The organism is Campylobacter concisus, from assembly GCF_015229955.1.
GTDB classification, from domain to species: Bacteria; Campylobacterota; Campylobacteria; order Campylobacterales; family Campylobacteraceae; genus Campylobacter_A; species Campylobacter_A concisus_AT.
In genome coordinates, this window is sequence record NZ_JAAKYZ010000001.1 from 102576 (window position 1) to 120341 (window position 17766).

A 17766-nucleotide genomic window follows, 5' to 3' on the forward strand; every position below is an offset into this window, starting at 1 on the left:
TCTTAAAAAATTAATCTTTGTTTTATTTAATGATTATTAAAATGCCATTTAAGAAATCAGTTTGATTTTACCCTATACACAGGAAAATTCATGAATAAAACAGTGCTTTACATCATCGCAGGTGCAAGCCTTGGCATTCTTGGCCCAGTGCTTGTTTATTTTGGCAACCCAGCAAACATGGGCGTTTGTGCGGCTTGCTTTTTAAGGGATAGCGTAGGTGCTCTTGGCTTTCACCAAGCCAAGGTCGTGCAGTATCTAAGGCCAGAAATTTTAGGTCTTATTATCGGAGGCTTTCTAGCAAGTATGCTTTGGAGTAGAAATTTCACTCCAGTATCAGGCAGTGCGGCATTTTCTAGATTTTTCTTAGGCGTGTTTGCTATGATTGGTTGCCTTATCTTTTTGGGCTGCCCATGGAGAGCATTTTTACGACTTGGTGGCGGAGATATGACTGCTATTGCTGGTCTTGTCGGTCTATTTGCTGGTGTTTTTGTTGGACGATTTTTTAAGAAAAATGGTTACGTCATACCTGAAAATGATGCCACTACAAAACCAGTTGCGTTTTTGCCATTAATCATTGCTATTTTGCTTTTAATAGCCCTTGTCTTTGGCTTAAAACTTGGCGATAATGGTGCATTATTTAGCTCAGAAAAAGGCCCAGGCTCACAGCACGCAAATATCTTTATCTCACTTATTTGCGCCATTGTTATTGGCATTTTTATGCAAAGAAGCAAATTTTGCTCGGTTGGTGCGATTAGCAAAGTTTTTGAGCGTGATCTTTCAATGTTTTATGGCATTGTATCTATCATCGTTTTTGCAAGTATCACAAATTTAGCTCTTGGGCAATATAAATTTGGCTTTGAAGCTCAACCTATCGCTCACAATGACGTCCTTTGGAATTTCCTTGGCATGAGCTTGGCTGGTCTTTGCTTTAGCCTAAGTTATGGCTGCCCAGGCAAACATTTAGTGCAAATGGGAGCTGGAAATTTAAGCTCAGCAGTATTTGTTTTAGGCATGGGAGCAGGCGCTGCGATAAGCCATAACTTCATACTTGCAAGCTCTGGAGCTGGCATCACTCCTTACGCTCCATATGCTGTAGCGATCGGCTTTATATACGCTATTTACGTTGGATTTTTCACTAAAAAAGCTTAACTAAATTTGGCTGCTTTTGCAGTCAAATTTACTCACTTTTTATATCTATCACCTCATCAAAAAGTTCAAAAAGCTCGCGTTGATGTGTGATCATCATCACGCCAAGTTCCTTAAAATCGCTCTTTAAATTTTTCAAAATTTCAGCCGCTGAAGTATTATCCAGTGCTGAGGTTGCCTCGTCTAAGAATAAAAATTTAGGCTTTGCAAGATAGACTCTGGCAAAATTTAGCCTCTGAGCCTCGCCTCCACTCATTATCTTAGGATAGTCTAAAATTTCATCTAAATTTTTAAATTTGCTAAGGCCAACTCTGGCTAAAATTTTATAAATTTCACTATCATTTTTGCTCATTTTTGTTCGGATAGGAGATGAGTTCTCTTAAGCTAGATCTAACCAAATATGGCTTTTGGGATAAGATTTGTTACTTTTAGGTAGCTTACACTAAAGCTAAAATATATTTATGGGAGTTAAAATTGAAAAAAGTTTAATTCTATTGAGAGAATTTAGCCACCAAAGATGGCTAAATTTGAAGTTATCTTAAAATTTGAATCTTTGCTTTTGCGCGGAGTTTATCAAAATAATCAGCCATAAGTTTTTCTTGCTCACCTTGATAAAGCTCATTTATAACATTATCCTTAACGTCTGCAAAGCTTGGAGTGTATGAGCCTATTTTCTCTTTTACATAAAACATATCAAAGCTGTCAGGCCCTTGCAAAGGCTGTGTGTAGTCACCGTTATTTGTGCTTGAGATGATCGCAGCAAGCCTTGGATCTATGCTTTGATAGTCCAAACTAACCTCTTGTGTTTGCACGCCGTCTAACAGCTTCGGACTTGTCTTTTGAGCCTCAAGTAGCTCAGGATCTTTTGCTCTATAAACTACGACTCTAGCGGTGCTAAAGACCTTAAATTTATCAGGATTAGCGTCAAAATACATCTTTGCTTTTTGCTCATTTACATTTTTGCCAGCTTCAGCCAAGATGCTTTTATAAAGCTTTTCTTGAAGCATCTTTTTTTCTATGTTGTTTTTAAACTCCAAAAAGTCCATGCCTTGAGCTTGGATAGAGCTTCTAAACTGCGAATTTGTCATACCATTTTGCTTTGCAATTGATTCTATTCTATCGTTTAGCTCAAATGGTGTTACACTAATGTTTAAATTTTTTATCTGAGCATCTTCGAGTCTATCTCTTATGAGTAAATTTAAGGCATCTTGTTCGCTAGCTCTTAGCTGCTCTTTCAAGCTATAAACTTCATAAAGCGTGATTGGTTCGTTCTCTACAATAGCTGCGATACCGTTTATCATCTGAGCCGAATATAAATTTAAAGCACTTAGCATGCCAGCAGCCAAAAAGAGCAATTTTTTCATAATAAAACCTTTATTTAAGTATTTAGTAAATATAATTTTGGGCAATTATAACATAAAAATAAGGCACAAAATGATAGTTACTAGATTTGCTCCGTCGCCTACTGGATACCTACATATAGGCGGACTTAGGACAGCCCTTTATAATTATTTATACGCAAGAGCTAATAATGGAAAATTTTTACTTCGCATCGAAGATACTGACCTAAAACGAAATTCAGAAGAAGCCACGAAAGCCATAAAAGAGGCATTTGCTTGGTGCAAGCTAGATCACGACGGCGAAGTGACATATCAGTCAAAGAGATTTGATCTTTACAAAGAGTATGTTAAAAAACTACTTGAAGAAGGCAAGGCATATAAATGCTATATGAGCAAGGACGAGCTTGAAGAGCTTAGAGCTAGCCAAGAGGCTAGAAAAGAGCGCCCAAAATATGATAATAGATATAGAGATTTTAAAGGCACGCCTCCAGCTGGCATCGAGCCAGTCATCCGTATCAAAGCCCCACTTAGTGGCGAAATCGTCATACATGATGGCATAAAGGGTGAGGTTAAATTTAAGGTTGAAGACATATTAGACGACTTCATCATCGCAAGAAGCGACGGCACACCAACTTATAACTTCACGGTTGTGATAGATGACGCACTAATGGGCGTAACAGACGTCATCCGTGGTGATGATCACCTTTCAAATACCCCAAAACAGATCGTTCTTTACGAAGCACTTGGCTTTAAGGTACCAAAATTTTATCACGTCGCTATGATAAACGGAGAGGATGGTAAAAAGCTTAGCAAAAGACACGGCGCAACTGACGTTATGGAGTATAAAAAGATGGGCTACCTGCCTGAAGCGCTCTTAAATTTTCTCGTTCGTCTTGGCTGGAGCCACGGCGATGATGAGATTTTTACTATCGATGATATGCTTAAATACTTTAATCCAAACGATATCAACAAAAGCTCAAGCACCTACAATGCTCAAAAGCTTGACTGGCTAAATTCTCACTACATCAAGACCTTGCCTTACGAGAGGCTAGCGCACGATATGCTTGAGTTTGGCGTTGATTTTAAGGCTTTGGTAAAGGGCGAGCTACTGCTAAATTCGCTCCGTGAGAGATCAAAGACATTAATCGAAATGGCAAATAGCGCAAACACGATCATCAACGCTCCAAAAAGCTACGATGAGAAAGCTTGGGCTAAATTTATAAATGAAAATAGTAAAGAAAATTTGGCTAAATTTGCTCAAATTTTAGATCGTGACCTTGACGCAAAGGGCTACGAGGAGCTAACAAATAAATTTTTAGAGCAAAATGGCTTAAAGCTAAAAGACCTAGCTCAGGCTCTAAGAATAGCGCTAACTGGCTCAAGCGTGAGCCCAAGCATATTTGAGGTGCTTGAAGTAGTGGGCAGTAGCGAGACGAAAAATAGAATACAAAATTTATTAAAGGAAGAGAAATGACACATGTAACTAAAGAAGAAGCACTAAACTACCACATAGGTGGTAAGATCGAGATAAAGGTAAAGACACCTTGCGAGACGTCAAGAGACCTTTCAATGGCCTATACACCGGGTGTTGCAGAGCCTTGCAAAGAGATAGAAGCTGATAATGAACTAGCTTATAAATATACAAATAAAGCAAATTTAGTAGCCGTTATCACCGATGGCACAGCTGTTCTTGGACTTGGCGATATAGGCGCTATCGCTGGTAAGCCAGTTATGGAAGGAAAGTCAGTTTTATTTAAAAAATTTGCAAACGTTGATGCCTTTGACATCGAGCTAGATGAGCATGATCCTGATAAGATCGTTGAAATTTGCAAGGCTCTTGCTCCGACATTTGGCGGTATAAATTTAGAAGATATCCGTGCTCCAAAGTGCTTTGAGATAGAAAGAAAGCTTCAAGAAGCAGTCGATATCCCTGTAATGCACGACGATCAGCACGGTACAGCTATGATAACAAGTGCTGGTATGATAAATGCGATGGAAATTTCTGGCAAAGATATCTCAAAGATAAAGATCGTAGTTAGCGGCGCAGGCGCAGCTGGCATAGCGTGCGCTAAGATGTATAAAGCACTTGGTGCAAAACACATCGTGATGATAGATAGTAAGGGCGTAATTCATTCAAAAAGAACAGACCTAACGCCTGAAAAGGTAGAGTTTGCGCTTGAAACTGAGGATAGAACTCTAGCTGATGCGATGAGGGGCGCTGATATGTTTTTAGGTCTTTCTAAGCCTGGTGTGCTTACAAAAGAGATGGTTGCGTCAATGAATAAAGAGCCTATCATCTTTGCTTTGGCAAACCCAGTGCCTGAAATTTATCCAGAGGACGTTGAGGCTGTAAGAAGTGACGTTATGATGGGCACAGGCAGAAGTGACTATCCTAACCAAGTAAATAATGTTTTAGGTTTCCCTTTTATCTTTAGAGGCGCGCTTGACGTTAGAGCTAAAAAGATCACTGAAAATATGAAAATGGCTGCAGCTAGAGCGCTTGCGCAGCTTGCAAAAGAGCCAGTGCCAGCTGAAGTTTTAAAAGCAAGTGGCGTTAGCGAGCTAAAATTTGGCAAAGAGTACATCATCCCAAAACCATTTGATAAACGTGTGCTAACAGCGGTTGCTCCAGCAGTTGCAAAAGCTGCGGTTGAAGATGGTGTAGCGAGAGTAAAAGATTTTGATGTTGAGGCTTATAAAGCCAAGCTTGCAAAAGGATTTTAAAATTTAGCCCAAATTTTGGGCTAAACTCTTTTGGCATTTTGTAAAGATAAACCCTGTAAAAATAGTAAATTTAAGGATAAAAAATGCAAAACGTGAAGCTCATCTCACACCCACTGATCGAGCATAAATTAACCATTCTACGTGATAAAAACACCCAACCTTTTCAGTTTCGCATGCTAGTTGATGAGATCAGTTATCTTATGATCTTTGAAGCGACTAGAAATTTAAAAGTAAAAGATGTAAAAATCCAAACTCCAGTTGCGGTGGCAGATGCAAAAAGGCTTACTACAAAGGTGATGATATGCCCTATTTTAAGGGCCGCACTTGGCATGCTTGATAGTGTCTTTACCATCATCCCAGATGCAAGCGTGGGCTTTTTGGGCTTTCAGCGAAACGAAGAGACAGCGCAGGCTGAGTTTTTCTACGCAAAGCTTCCAAAAGACGCAAAAGAGCGCATGGCGATCATCATCGATCCTATGTTTGCAACTGGCGGCACGGCGATAGATGCGGTCAAATTCTTGCGTGAAAAGGGCGTTAAAGAGATCAAATTTATCTCTATCATCGCTGCTCCTGAGGGGCTAAAGAGATTTAGTGGAATTTATCCAGATGTCGAGGTCTATACGGCATCGATTGATGAAAAACTAAACGAGAAAAACTACATCGTTCCAGGTCTTGGTGATGCTGGCGATAGAGTTTTTAACACGCTTTAAGGGCAAAATTTGAACAAAAGACTTTTGCCAGCCTTAGTCGCCTTTATCATTGCTATTATTGTTGGCACTTTTTTCTTTTCAAATAATGGTAGTGAAGCAAATAAAAATGCTCAAATTTTACTTGAGCAACTAAACAAAGAGGGACAAAAGAGCCAGAGTCTCGCAGAAAACGGCTCATACACCTCAAAAGATGAGGTTGCTCTTTATATCTATAAATTTAACAAGCTACCAAAGAATTTCATAACCAAAAAAGAGGCACTTGATCTTGGCTGGGATGCAAAAAGTGGAAATTTATGGCAGATAAGTGGTGGCAAAAGTATCGGCGGAGATAGATTTTCAAACAGAGAAAAGAGACTGCCTGAGGCTGATGGTAGAAAGTGGTTTGAGTGCGATGTAAATTATAATGGTGGCAGACGCGGCGCTGAGAGAATTTTATATTCAAACGACGGGCTTATCTACTATACGCCTGATCACTACGAGCATTTTTACCTGCTTTATGAGAAGAGGATGCAATGAAAAGCGTGATCTTAGATGCTAAAAAGATGCTCGAAAAAGAAAAAATGCATGAGTATTTTGCTAAGAAATTTGACCTACCAGAGTACTACGGCAAAAATTTAGACGCGCTCTTTGACTGCCTTTGTGAGATAAATGAGCCAACGCTTATAAAGCTAAAAAACGAAAATGCTTTGGATAGTGCCACAAAAGAGAGCTTAACCCAGCTATTTCGCGATGTTTGCAGTGAAAACGCGCTAGTTAAATTTGAGCTTGTAAAAGATGAAAAATGATATTTGGAAAGATCGATTACCTAAATTTACTCCCATTTCACGTATTTTTAAAATCAGCCCCACTAAGCTCTCAGATAAAAAAGGCGATCGAGTTTAAAAAGGGCTTGCCAAGTAAGCTAAATAGGGCACTAAATGCCAGAAAGATCGATGCTGCGGTGATCTCAAGCATAGCTAGCAAAAAGGCAAATTTAAAGAAACTAAATTTTGGAATAGTCGCCAAAAAAGAAGTAAAAAGTGTGCTTGTGCGCAAAAACTCAGCCCCAAAACCAGATCCTGCCTCAGCTAGCTCAAACGCCCTAGCCAAAGTGCTTAAGCTAAATGGTGAGGTGATCATAGGTGATAGGGCGCTAAAGGCATACTTGAGTGAGGGCAAAGAGTGCTTTTATGACCTTGGTAAAATTTGGCACGAAAAGACAAATTTGCCATTTGTTTTTGGTAGATTTTCTTACGTAAAAAATGGCTCGTTCTACAAAAAACTGGTCGTAAAATTTTTACAAAAAAACGTAAAGATCCCAAACTATATCTTAGCCCAGTATGCTAAAAGCCGCGACATAAACGAGCAAGACATTAAGTGGTATCTTAAATTTATAAGCTACAAGATCGGTGCAAAAGAGCAAAAATCACTCCGAAAATTTTTTAAAGAAAATAGACTATTAAAAGCAGCAAAAAAGAATTAAATTTTTATAGTTTCTTGGCAGGCGCTAAAAGCTATAAAAATTAGTTATGATGTATATTAGTTGAGTTATCATTACTTATATTTTTATATTTATCATCATTTTGTGGTGATCGTATATATGCATGTTCATCGCGCCCTCATTAGCCCTGTAGCCAGTTATGGTGGGATCAATCATGACAAATATCATAGCGACGTGTCCGACGATTAAAAAGAATATGAGCAGGCAAAAGTGAAACTTTAGCCTTACCTTTTTGCTTGCGTTTTTATAGATCAAATTTAGCTCTAAAAGGGCTATGCTAAGAAGTGGGATGACGCCGATAAGATAAAAATTTACACATAGATGGCAAGATAGCTACAAAATTTAAGAAGATATAAATTTACTCAAAGCCTAAGCTAAGAGTAAATTTAAGCTAGTCTTTAAACTCGTGTGAGATGACTGGAGAAAATTCCTCCCAATGAAGCTTGGTTTTAAATGTTGGCATCTTGCTTTGAAATGGCTCTTTCTTAAGTGCCGCCATAGCGACACTATCGCCTTTTGGCTTAGCTGGTGCTTCTACGTTTAGTATAGAGCGTTCAAGATCGATGAAATCTTTTAAAATAATAGTATATGATTTAAAGAAATTTGCCTCTTTGTGAGCTGAAAGTAGCTGAGAAAACTCATCTACAAATAAATTTAAAGTCTCGCCAAAGAGCTTATTGCTAATATTTTTTGCATCATCAAACTCATCTTTTAAAAATGTAGCCATCGCTAAAAATATAAATCCAACGTAGTCCTCACTATCTTTGCAAAGCTCGCTATCACGTCTATATGGGCTTAGTTTTAAACATTCAATAACCCTAAGCCTAGCTGCTCCGTTATCTCTGCCCTCTTCATAAAATGAGGCACTTAAAGGGATATTTGTAAAGCCAAAAAGAACGTCATTTTGTTCTTTTGAAAATTCTTCAAAGCTAAATTTATCTAAATTTTTAAACGCAGCATCACTATCCTCGCTCAAAGGATTTGCGCTTAAGTATCTTAACTGCTCTTTCCACCTTGAAAATTTCTCATCATTTGTGTAAAAAAACATAGGATATGCTAGAAATTCGTAAAAATATGATCTTGCTTTTATGATGTTTTTATCCATTTAATAAATCCTCTTTCATCGCGTTTATTTGGGCTTGAACCATTAGTTTGGCCTTACAGTCAGCACAGCAGTAAAGCGCTTTTATCTTGACCCTATCGTTACCAAATCTTGGTTGCATTATAGTTGCGATCTTTTCGACCGCTTTTTTAGTCGCAAACTCTTTTCCGCACTCAACACAGGCAAAAAGCTCATCTCGTGCTAGCTCATTATATGTAAAAAACCCAGGCTTAAGAGAAATTTTTCCAACTTCAAGGCTTATGGTATCTTTTTCAGCACAGCTTAGTTCGCAGTATCCGCAAGCTGTACAGACGCTTGGATTAAATAAAATCGAATTTGTCTTTTTATCAGCCACTAGCGCGCTTACGTTACAAGCGCCAACGCAACTTAGACAAAGTGTACAGCTATCAGTGTTTATCTTGACATCGCCGTATCTTATCATCTCGCCGCTTTTTACTACGCCAAGATCTTCGCTACCTACTAAAAACTCGAGCCTTTTTGCAAAAATTTCTCTTTTTGGTAAGGCATATTCGTTTATCGTGTGTTGTGAGTCAGCTATAAATTTTGCTTTTTTGAGTGATTCTTCAAGCTCGTTTTTATCTTTAGCGTGATAGATCGCCATCTCTTTAAATTTAAGCTCATAAATTTGATTTAAGATGCTAATGGCGTCTTTTTCGCCTTTGCCAAGAGTTTTGCTAAATAAAATCACACTCGCACCACTTTCTTGAAGCAATGTAAGAAGATGCGCTTGATTTAACATATGCGGTGCTGATATAAAAAAAGGCAAGACATTTTCAGGTAGGCTTATATTTAGCTCGTCTAAATTTGTTTCATTAGAGATTATTAGTGGAATTTTACCTTTGTAAAGTTTGGCAATAGTAGCAAATGAGTTTTGTGGCATAAGTGTAGAGTCAAGAGATCCGCTAGGGCAGACGCTAATGCAGTTACCACAATTTACACAATCGATTTGTGAGAAAACAAGATGCTTTGTCTCGTCTTCTTTTAAAATGGCCACAGTTGGACAAACATCGACACAGCGTCCACAAATTTCATTTCTTCGCTCATGGTATTGACAGATCGAAGAATCGTATTGAGTTAGGCTTTTGTACTTAAATTTTGGAGTTTTTTCATTTAAAATTTTAAGAACAGCTTTATCTTCTAGCCCAGCTATCTCGTAACAGCCGCTTTGCTTTAGCATATAATCCCTTGCGTTTTCAACCAAGAAAAAGTCACAATCGACCTCAAATTCGTCATTTGCTCTAAGTATCAAAACGCTAAGCTCGCCAGCTGCGCCATAAATAAATTTCACTTCAAAATGCGTTAATTCAATGACTTTATAGCCATTTTCTTTTAATAAATTTGCTAACTCCTCACGGCCTGAGTTGCTTACTATTACGACATTTTTGCCGACTTCTTTTTCGTAATCAACATCCTTTGCCATGTCAAATGCAGTTGCTCTTGCTTCATAAAGCAAAAGTGTATTTTTAGCTTTTTCTAAGACGCTTGCAGTTGTATTTTTTAGATAAAAATTTATCTCAGGTGCGATAATGTTTGCTTTAAGCTTTGGCGAGTTAGAAACTAAATATTCTTCCTTTTCGTTATTTATTTCTATCTGTTCATTTAGCATTAAAGTATCGTCAAAATCGTTATAAAAGCCAAATTCTTTCATAATTTCTCCTATTATCAAAAACAGGCTTATTTTAATATTAATGGGATTAATAGACTCTGAATTTTATATGTTCCTTTTTGCTCTAAGGTTTAATTTATAATATTTTTTATGTTAAAATCATGGCTTGGTAAAACTAACTTACTAGGAGCACGAATTGAGCGATTTAAGAGATATCCCACAAGTTGATAAAATCATAAAAAACGAAGCTTTTTCAGGATTTGATATAAATTTAGTCACATTGCTTGCGAGGCAAATTTTAAATGAAGTTAGAGCTAAAATTTTAAATGAAAATGCAAATTTTGCGTTGCAAGAAATAATAGATTTAATCCTAAACGAATATCATAAATTTAATGAATCAAGCCTTCAAAGAGTGCTAAATTTAACTGGTGTGACCATTCACACAAACCTTGCTAGAAGTGTCATCGATAAAGAAATTTTAAGTCGTGCAACTCCGGTAATCACAGGATATTCTAACCTTGAATACAACCTAAAAACAGGCAGTCGCGGCAACAGATATGACTATATCGGTGAGATGATCGCAAGAGCATTTGGTTTTGAAGATGCCATCATTGTAAATAACAACGCAAGTGCTGTATTTTTAGTGCTAAACACCTTCGCAAAGGGTAGAGAAGTCGTCGTTAGCAGAGGCGAACTAGTCGAGATCGGCGGTAGTTTTAGAGTACCTGAGGTGATGGTAAATGCGGGCTGCTTTTTGAAAGAGGTTGGCACGACAAACAAAACTAAGCTAAAAGACTACGAAGAGGCGATTAGTGAAAATACGGCGATGCTTGTAAAGGTTCATCGCTCAAATTTTGACATTGTGGGCTTTAGCGAAGAGGTTACAGCAAATGAACTAAGTAAATTGGCATGCGAGCAAAATTTGATAGATTATTTTGATCTTGGCAGCGGATTTTATGGAAATTTGCCATTTAACTTAGACAAAAATGAGCCAGATCTAAAGAATTTAAAAGATGTTTCGCTAGTTAGTTTTAGCGGCGACAAGCTGCTTGGCGCGGTGCAGTGCGGCATCATTGTCGGCAAAAAAGAGCTCATCGCAAAGCTTAGAAAAAATCAGCTTTTAAGGATGCTTCGTGTCGATAAAGTGATCATCTCGCTTTTGGCTGAGAGCATGAAAGCTTATTTAAATAAAGAATTTGAGCTAATCACAACGCAAAAACTGCTTCACAAAAGCGTAAAAGAGCTTGAAAACTTAGCAACTTTTATAAATAAAAATCTAAAAACTCCGCTTGAGATAGTTCGTACACAAACCTTTGTAGGAGGCGGTGCGATGCCAAATAAAAAAATTCCAAGTATGGCTTTGGCGGTTAGTGGAGATGCAGTTTTAAATGAGCAAAAATTTAGGCAAAAAAAGGTGATCGGCCGCATAGAAAATGATAAATTTTTACTTGATTTAAGAACGCTTTTAGATGAAGATGTAAATGGACTAATAAAAATAATAAATGAAACGGAAGAAAAATGAGTTTAATAATAGGAACAGCAGGGCATATCGACCACGGAAAAACCGCGCTTATAAAGGAGCTAAACGGCTTTGAGGGGGATAATCTTGAAGAGGAGAAAAAACGTGGCATAACGATTGATCTAAGCTTTTCAAATTTAAGTAAAAATGATGAAAACATCGCATTTATAGACGTGCCTGGGCATGAAAATCTCATAAAAACGATGATAAGTGGCGCGTATGGCTTTGATGCGTGCTTGTTTGTGGTGGCGGCAAATGACGGCCTTATGCCTCAAAGCTTGGAGCACCTTGAAATTTTAAATCTCCTTGGTGTGAAGTCTTTGATCGTGGCACTTACAAAGTGTGACCTCGTAGATGAAGCGACTATAAATTTAAGAAAAAAAGAGATAAGAGATGAAATTTCTAAATTTAAAAACCTACAAATTTTAGAAATTTTTGCCGTTAGTATAAAGGATAAGGCAAGTATCGACGAGCTTAGAAACTACCTCTTTACGCTAAGAGCTAAAAAGCGCGATGAAGAGGGCGTTTTTAGATACTACATCGATAGGGTTTTTAGCCTAAAAGGTATTGGAAATGTTGTAACTGGCACCGTTATAGAGGGAAGTGTTAGTAAAAACGAGAAGCTTTTTAACTACGATGCTGGTAAAGAGGTGCTAGTAAGAAGCGTGCAAAGCCATGATAAATTTGTAGATAATGCAGGGGTTAGCAGCCGTGTGGCGCTAAATTTGACAGGAATTGAGCTTAATGAGTTAAAAAAAGGGCAGCTACTTAGTAAAAAAGGCTATTTTAGAGGATTTAGAGAGGTTGATGCGGTCGTAACTGCTAAAAATTTGATTCACTCGCAAAGCGTAACATTTTGCGTGGGCGCTAAAAATGTGCCTGCAAAGGTGCTAATCCTTAGCCAAAAAGATGATAGCTACTTTGTTACCTTTAAATTTCAAAGCGATATGTTTTTGAAATTTGACGAGGCTTTTGTGCTCATTTCAGACGCACGCGTGATAGGCGGTGGCAAGATGCTAAATCCTGTGCTTGAGCCACTAAAAAAGGCTGGCAAAATTCTCTTTTTGGCTGCACTTTTAAAGCATGATTTTGTTGGGGCATTTTCTATCTTAAAAGAAGCCCACAAAAATGGCTTTGGCATCATCTCGTCTTATCAAAGATTTGGACTAAGTCACGAAGAGGCCATAAATGTGGCTAAAAAAGTCTCAAACGTCTTTGTCGATGAAAAAGCTTTAAATATCTACGATTTAAGTGCGGTTGAGCGGATAAAGTCTGTGGTTAAATTTATGATAGAAAAGAACGAATTTGCCGTTTTCTCAGCTCAAAGTATAAGCTTAAAGCTTGCTTGGGCTAGTCAAAATTTGGCTCAAAAAGCACTTGATGAGCTTGAAAGTATAAACTTAATCTCTAAAAATGATGGCGTCTATACAAAAAATGGCGTTGATATAAGCAAACTAAAAGTAAGGCTTGAAGAGAAAATTTATGAAATTTTAGAAAACGGAAAGCTAGCTCCAACGGCGCCTTATAATATATATGATGAGCTGGAAATAGATAGGCTAAGTGGCGATAATGCCCTTAAAAAACTAACTGCAATGGGTAGAGTTGTAAGGCTGGAGCATAACCTTTTCATCACTAGAAATTCGCTAAAAATGGCACTTGATAAGCTAAGAGAGATCATCAAAAATCAAGGCTTTGTAAATGTCACAAACGCCAAGGATGCACTAAATTTAAGTAGAAAATATGTAATCGCTTATCTTGAGCAACTTGACCTTGAGAGTGACATAATGAAGCAAGGAAATGATAGGGTTTTTCGCAGTTAGTATTCATTTACAAAAAGCAAATATAATCCGCCAAATTTTTTAAAAGGAAAAAAATGAAAAAAGTGGTTTTGGCCTCAATATTAGCAGCAACTAGCCTAATGGCAGCTAGTAATAAGCAAATAGAAGATTTTTACTCAGAAGTTTTTAAAAATCAAAATATCGAAGATGTTAATGTGAAAGTCGTAGAGCGCACTAAAATTTTAGATGATATAGAAAAAGTAAGCTTAAAATTTAGCAAAGGGGATATGTCTCAAGAAGATGTGACTTTTGTTAAGGGTGATCTTATGTTTCCTGATGTTGTAAATTTAAAGGAGCAAAAGTCTTATTTGGCTGAAGAAAAAAAGGTAATCGCAGAAAAAGCAGCACTTGATTTAGTAAAATCACTAGCTAAAATTTATAAAAATGAAGACAAGGCAAATGTTATAACTCTTGGCAATGATAGCAAGAAGCCAACTCTTATTATGTTTTCAGATCCTGAATGCCCATATTGTAGAGCCGAGCTAGCAAAGATAGAAACTACGCTAAAAGACAATAACGTTGAAATCATCCTAACTCCAGTGCATGAACTATCGTCTTTGCAAAAAAGTGCTTTGATCTATAAAGATATAAAAAATGCAAAAAGTGATAGCGATAAGGTTAAAATTTTAAGAAAGTATTTCTCTGAAGATTATAACGTAGATGAAAAAAATGTTAGCAAAGAAGAGAGCGACAAGATCGATACTTTACGTAAAAAATATTTCTCAGCTGGCGTTAGATCAGTGCCATTTATAATAAATAAAAGTGATTTAAAATAATCTTTTCTAGGGATCTCTCCCTAGAATTTATACTTTAAATTAGCTTTTCTCTCAAAATTCATAAAAGTTAAAATATTAAATATATTTTCTTATATTTTTAACAATAACTTAACATATTTAATTAAAGCTTTATATTTACTTTGATTATCTTGCAATTATGCTAAATTTGCAGAGTTTAAATCTAGGCTATAAAAAGCCCTGAAATAGGCCTTGCAATATTTTAGAATTTCTAAAGTTGCAAATTATGAAGACCAATCAAACCAAATTCTCAAATTTTTAAGTTTGAGAGCTAAGGAGAAAAAATGCAAGGATCAAGAAGAGATTTTCTAAAAAAATCTCTAAAAGTCAGTGCTGCCGGCGGTGTACTCGCGGTCTCAGCCGTAGCAAAAGTGACTAGTGACGACTTAGCTCCTGATGACAATGGCGTCGTCGTTGGTAAGTCAAACAAAAAAGAGGTGCTTTATAAAAAAAGCAAGAACTGGGAAACCTACTATAAAATCGCATACTAAGGGAGAAAACCATGAGTGATGCACGTATAGGAAGACGTTCATTTTTAAAGCTAGCCGCACTTGGTGCTGGAAGCACAATGGCTTTTGGAGAAAATGAAACGATAAGAAAAGCAAGTGATGAGGAGATAAAAAATCCTTTCCCTGGCTCAAAAAAGGTTAGAACGATTTGTTCTATTTGCTCAGCAGGCTGTGGTATCGAGGCTGAGGTAAAAGATGGTGTTTGGGTTCGTCAAGATATGGCGATGCATCATCCGATATCTCAGGGCTCACACTGCTCAAAAGGTATCGATCAGATCGACCTTACACACAGCAAACAACGCATCAAATATCCTATGAAAAAAGTTGATGGTAAATGGCAAAGAATTTCATGGGATCAAGCTGTAAACGAGATCGGCGATAAGATGCTTCAGATCCGCAAAGAAGATGGCCCTGATAGTGTTGTTTTCTTAGGATCGGCTAAATTTAATAATGAGCAAGCATATTACTTTAGAAAATTTTGTGCATTTTGGGGTACAAACAGTAACGATCACGTAGCAAGAATTTGACATAGCGCAACAGTCGCCGGTGTGGCGAATACTTGGGGTTATGGCGCGATGACAAACCACTTTGGAGATATGGCTGCAAACTCAAAATGTATATTTATCATTGGAGCAAACCCAGCTGTGGCAAACCCAGTTGGTGGCATGAAGCACACTTTACAAGCAAAAGATAGAAACAATGCAAAAGTAATTGTAGCTGATCCAAATTTTACAAAGACAGCTGCACATGCTGATCTTTATTTGAGACAAAGATCAGGAACTGATATTGCACTTGTTTATGGTCTTATTCACATCATTCTTAAAAATGGCTGGGAAGATAAAGAATTTATAGAAAATAGAACTTATGGTATTGATGAGATAAGAAAAGAGGCTGAGCACTGGACACCAGAGGTTACATCTGATGTTACTGGAGTACCAGTTGATAAGCTACTAAAAGCTGCAGATATCCTAGCTCATACAAAACCGGGTACTGTTGTTTGGGCACTTGGCATTACTCAACACTCAGTTGGTACATCAAATACAAGAATTTTACCTATCCTTCAACTAATTCTAGGAAATATGGGTAAAGCAGGTGGTGGCTGTAATATCATTCGTGGTCACGACAATGTTCAAGGCTCAACTGATATGTGTAACCTTTCAGATAGCTTGCCAATGTATTATGGCTTAACTGATGCAGCATGGAAATATTACTGCAAAGGCTGGGGCGTTGATTATGATGAATTTATTAAACGCTTTGCGGTCTCAACAAAAGAGCCAAAACAAGGCGGCACTCCTGTTAAAAACACAGTCTTTGAAGAGTATTATTACCACGACCCTAAACATCCAGAAGATAGGAACTGGAGAAACGAAAAAGGCTGGTCACTTTCAAAATGGTGGCAAGGCGTCTTGAAAGAGGAGAATACATTTAGTAGTGGTGCATTGAGAGTTCTTTGGGTTCAAGGAACTGGTCTAACATCTATGGCGCACTTAGCTAAAATCCAAGAAGCAGCTTCAAAACTAGATATGATCGTTGTAGCTGAACCATTTGTAAATGAAATTTCTATCCTTTCAGACAGAAAAGATGGCGTTTATATCTTGCCAGTAGCAACTGCATTTGAAAATGAAGGTCACCTAAGTGCTACAAACCGCTCAGGACAATGGAGAACAAAAGTTGTTGATCCACTTTATGAGAGCAAGGGCGATCACGAAGTAATGTTCTTATTTGCTAAGAAATTTGGCTTTTACGATGAATACGTAAGAGGCATGAAAATGGGTATCGTAGATCATGAAATAAAACAAGTAAAAGATGATTTTGTATGGCCTGATGATGCGACAAATGAGATAGCAAGAATTGGAAATTCTATAGGTTATGGTGGTAGAACAGCCGAGATGTTTAGACGCCATCAAGCAAACTGGGATAAATTTGATCCAGATACGTTAATAGGTATTGGTGGTGAAGTCAAAGGCGAATATTACGGTAAACCATGGCCAGCATGGGATGAAAAACACCCTGGAACACCAATACTATATGATATGAGCAAGCCTTATGTTGAAGGTGGTTCAGGCTTTAGAAATCGCTTTGGTCTAGAGCATAATGGCGTTAGTCAGCTAGCTAGCGAAGAGACAACACTTGTTGGCTCAGCTATAAAAGGTGGCTATCCACAAATCACAAAAGAGAATATAGAAAAAGTCTTAGGTATAACTCTAACTGAAGAAGAGAAAGCTAAGATGGGACCAAGCTGGAGTATGGATTATAGTGGTATTATCTTTGAAAAATGTCGCGAAAAAGGTGTTGTACCTTATGGTAATGCAAGAGCAAGAGCTATCGTTTGGGAATTCCTCGATCCTATTCCAAAACATAGAGAGCCTGTTCACTCACCACGCTGGGATCTTGTTCAAAAGTATCCGACATTTGAAGATCAAGCTAGAAATTTCCGTGTTTCTACTAAGTTTAAGTCAGAGCAACAAGCAAAAGATTGGTCGAAAGAGTTCCCTATCGTGTTTAGCACGCAACGCGTCGTAAACTTAAGTGGTGCAGGAATGATCGAAAGAACTAGTAAATATCTATCAGCTATTACACCAGAGATGTTTGCTAATGTTAATCCAGAGCTAGCTTTAAAATACGGCATAAAAGATCGCGATATGATGTGGATTCACAGCCCACAAGGCACAAAGATCAAAGTAAGATGCTATCACAGCCAGATGGTAACTCCAGATAGAATTTGTATGCCATACAACTTCGCTGGTATTATGCAAGGCGTTGATCTTTCAGCTCGCTATCCAGAGGGCACTAAGCCTTATGTTATCGGCGAGAGCTTTAACACAGTTACTAACTACGGATTTGACCCAGTTACTCAAATTTCAGAGTTTAACGCAGGCCTTTGCCGTATAGAAAAAGCTGAGGAAAATACATTTAAAACATCGTTTTTCCATGAATATGGCGAGAGAGACGCCATGGGTAAAGAGTAAGGAGGAAT

17 protein-coding genes and 1 pseudogene are annotated in these 17766 nt (G+C 37.7%); 13 read left to right on the forward strand and 5 right to left on the reverse strand.

Going from position 1 to position 17766, the window contains the following annotated elements; all coding sequences use genetic code 11:
* Window positions 1–90 precede the first annotated feature (90 nt).
* Window positions 91–1149 (forward strand): YedE family putative selenium transporter, encoded by a 1059-nt coding sequence (gene yedE / locus G6W45_RS00520; RefSeq protein ID WP_194167169.1) that lies wholly within the window; start codon window positions 91–93, stop codon window positions 1147–1149.
* A gap of 28 nt (window positions 1150–1177) precedes the next feature.
* On the opposite strand, the gene G6W45_RS09895 is transcribed toward yedE, so the two are convergent.
* Both G6W45_RS09895 and G6W45_RS00530 read right to left on the reverse strand, forming a co-directional pair.
* Complete coding sequence (locus tag G6W45_RS09895; RefSeq protein WP_194167170.1) at window positions 1178–1498, reverse strand: ATP-binding cassette domain-containing protein; 321 nt, start codon at window positions 1496–1498, stop codon at window positions 1178–1180.
* 181 nt (window positions 1499–1679) lie between these two features.
* Window positions 1680–2510: a peptidylprolyl isomerase gene (locus tag G6W45_RS00530; RefSeq protein WP_151227342.1), complete on the reverse strand. Its 831-nt coding sequence runs from the start codon at window positions 2508–2510 to the stop codon at window positions 1680–1682.
* A 70-nt stretch (window positions 2511–2580) separates the two neighbouring features.
* On the opposite strand from G6W45_RS00530, the gene gltX reads away from it, so the two are divergent.
* From gltX to G6W45_RS00560, 6 genes are all read left to right on the forward strand, one after another.
* Entirely contained in the window at window positions 2581–3960 is a 1380-nt protein-coding gene (gltX, locus tag G6W45_RS00535) for a glutamate--tRNA ligase (RefSeq protein WP_194167171.1), read from the forward strand.
* Complete coding sequence (locus G6W45_RS00540) at window positions 3957–5210, forward strand: malic enzyme-like NAD(P)-binding protein (protein WP_054196129.1); 1254 nt, start codon at window positions 3957–3959, stop codon at window positions 5208–5210. Before gltX ends, G6W45_RS00540 begins: the two co-directional genes overlap by 4 nt.
* Window positions 5211–5293: 83 nt before the next feature.
* Window positions 5294–5920 (forward strand): uracil phosphoribosyltransferase, encoded by a 627-nt coding sequence (upp, locus tag G6W45_RS00545; RefSeq protein WP_194167172.1) that lies wholly within the window; start codon window positions 5294–5296, stop codon window positions 5918–5920.
* A 9-nt stretch (window positions 5921–5929) separates the two neighbouring features.
* Window positions 5930–6436 carry a ribonuclease domain-containing protein gene (locus G6W45_RS00550; RefSeq protein ID WP_107686252.1) on the forward strand — a complete coding sequence of 169 codons (507 nt, stop codon included), beginning with the start codon at window positions 5930–5932 and terminating at the stop codon, window positions 6434–6436.
* The gene (locus G6W45_RS00555; RefSeq protein WP_103609438.1) at window positions 6433–6705 is read left to right on the forward strand and encodes a barstar family protein; all 273 of its coding nucleotides are present in this window, start codon (window positions 6433–6435) and stop codon (window positions 6703–6705) included. The genes G6W45_RS00550 and G6W45_RS00555 overlap by 4 nt, the downstream gene beginning before the upstream one ends.
* The gene (locus G6W45_RS00560) at window positions 6702–7382 is read left to right on the forward strand and encodes an MqnA/MqnD/SBP family protein (protein WP_194167173.1); all 681 of its coding nucleotides are present in this window, start codon (window positions 6702–6704) and stop codon (window positions 7380–7382) included. The genes G6W45_RS00555 and G6W45_RS00560 overlap by 4 nt, the downstream gene beginning before the upstream one ends.
* A 75-nt stretch (window positions 7383–7457) precedes the next feature.
* Here G6W45_RS00560 and G6W45_RS00565 read toward each other — a convergent pair whose 3' ends face one another.
* The 3 genes from G6W45_RS00565 to G6W45_RS00575 all read right to left on the reverse strand — a co-directional run bounded on the left by G6W45_RS00565 (window position 7458) and on the right by G6W45_RS00575 (window position 10171).
* On the reverse strand, window positions 7458–7700 hold the full coding sequence (locus G6W45_RS00565; RefSeq protein ID WP_346265356.1) for a DUF6803 family protein: 243 nt from the start codon (window positions 7698–7700) through the stop codon (window positions 7458–7460).
* Window positions 7701–7791: 91 nt separating this feature from the next.
* Window positions 7792–8505 (reverse strand): TorD/DmsD family molecular chaperone, encoded by a 714-nt coding sequence (locus G6W45_RS00570; RefSeq protein WP_194167174.1) that lies wholly within the window; start codon window positions 8503–8505, stop codon window positions 7792–7794.
* Window positions 8498–10171, reverse strand: a complete 1674-nt coding sequence (locus G6W45_RS00575) for a 4Fe-4S binding protein (RefSeq protein WP_194167175.1) — start codon at window positions 10169–10171, stop codon at window positions 8498–8500. Before G6W45_RS00575 ends, G6W45_RS00570 begins: the two co-directional genes overlap by 8 nt.
* Before the next feature lie 154 nt (window positions 10172–10325).
* Here G6W45_RS00575 and selA point away from each other — a divergent pair, with 154 nt between their 5' ends.
* The 6 genes and pseudogenes from selA to G6W45_RS00605 all read left to right on the forward strand — a co-directional run bounded on the left by selA (window position 10326) and on the right by G6W45_RS00605 (window position 17758).
* Complete coding sequence (gene selA, locus G6W45_RS00580) at window positions 10326–11651, forward strand: L-seryl-tRNA(Sec) selenium transferase (RefSeq protein WP_194167176.1); 1326 nt, start codon at window positions 10326–10328, stop codon at window positions 11649–11651.
* Window positions 11648–13468, forward strand: coding sequence for a selenocysteine-specific translation elongation factor (selB, locus tag G6W45_RS00585; RefSeq protein WP_194167177.1), 1821 nt, complete (start codon window positions 11648–11650; stop codon window positions 13466–13468). Before selA ends, selB begins: the two co-directional genes overlap by 4 nt.
* A 53-nt stretch (window positions 13469–13521) precedes the next feature.
* Window positions 13522–14262 (forward strand): thioredoxin fold domain-containing protein, encoded by a 741-nt coding sequence (locus G6W45_RS00590; protein WP_194167178.1) that lies wholly within the window; start codon window positions 13522–13524, stop codon window positions 14260–14262.
* A 302-nt stretch (window positions 14263–14564) separates the two neighbouring features.
* Window positions 14565–14771 (forward strand): twin-arginine translocation signal domain-containing protein, encoded by a 207-nt coding sequence (locus G6W45_RS00595; RefSeq protein WP_194167179.1) that lies wholly within the window; start codon window positions 14565–14567, stop codon window positions 14769–14771.
* Between the two features lie 77 nt (window positions 14772–14848).
* Window positions 14849–15043: pseudogene (locus G6W45_RS10025) on the forward strand (hypothetical protein); the annotation flags it as partial.
* A 60-nt stretch (window positions 15044–15103) separates the two neighbouring features.
* Window positions 15104–17758 carry a formate dehydrogenase subunit alpha gene (locus G6W45_RS00605; RefSeq protein ID WP_242039049.1) on the forward strand — a complete coding sequence of 885 codons (2655 nt, stop codon included), beginning with the start codon at window positions 15104–15106 and terminating at the stop codon, window positions 17756–17758.
* Window positions 17759–17766 lie beyond the last annotated feature (8 nt).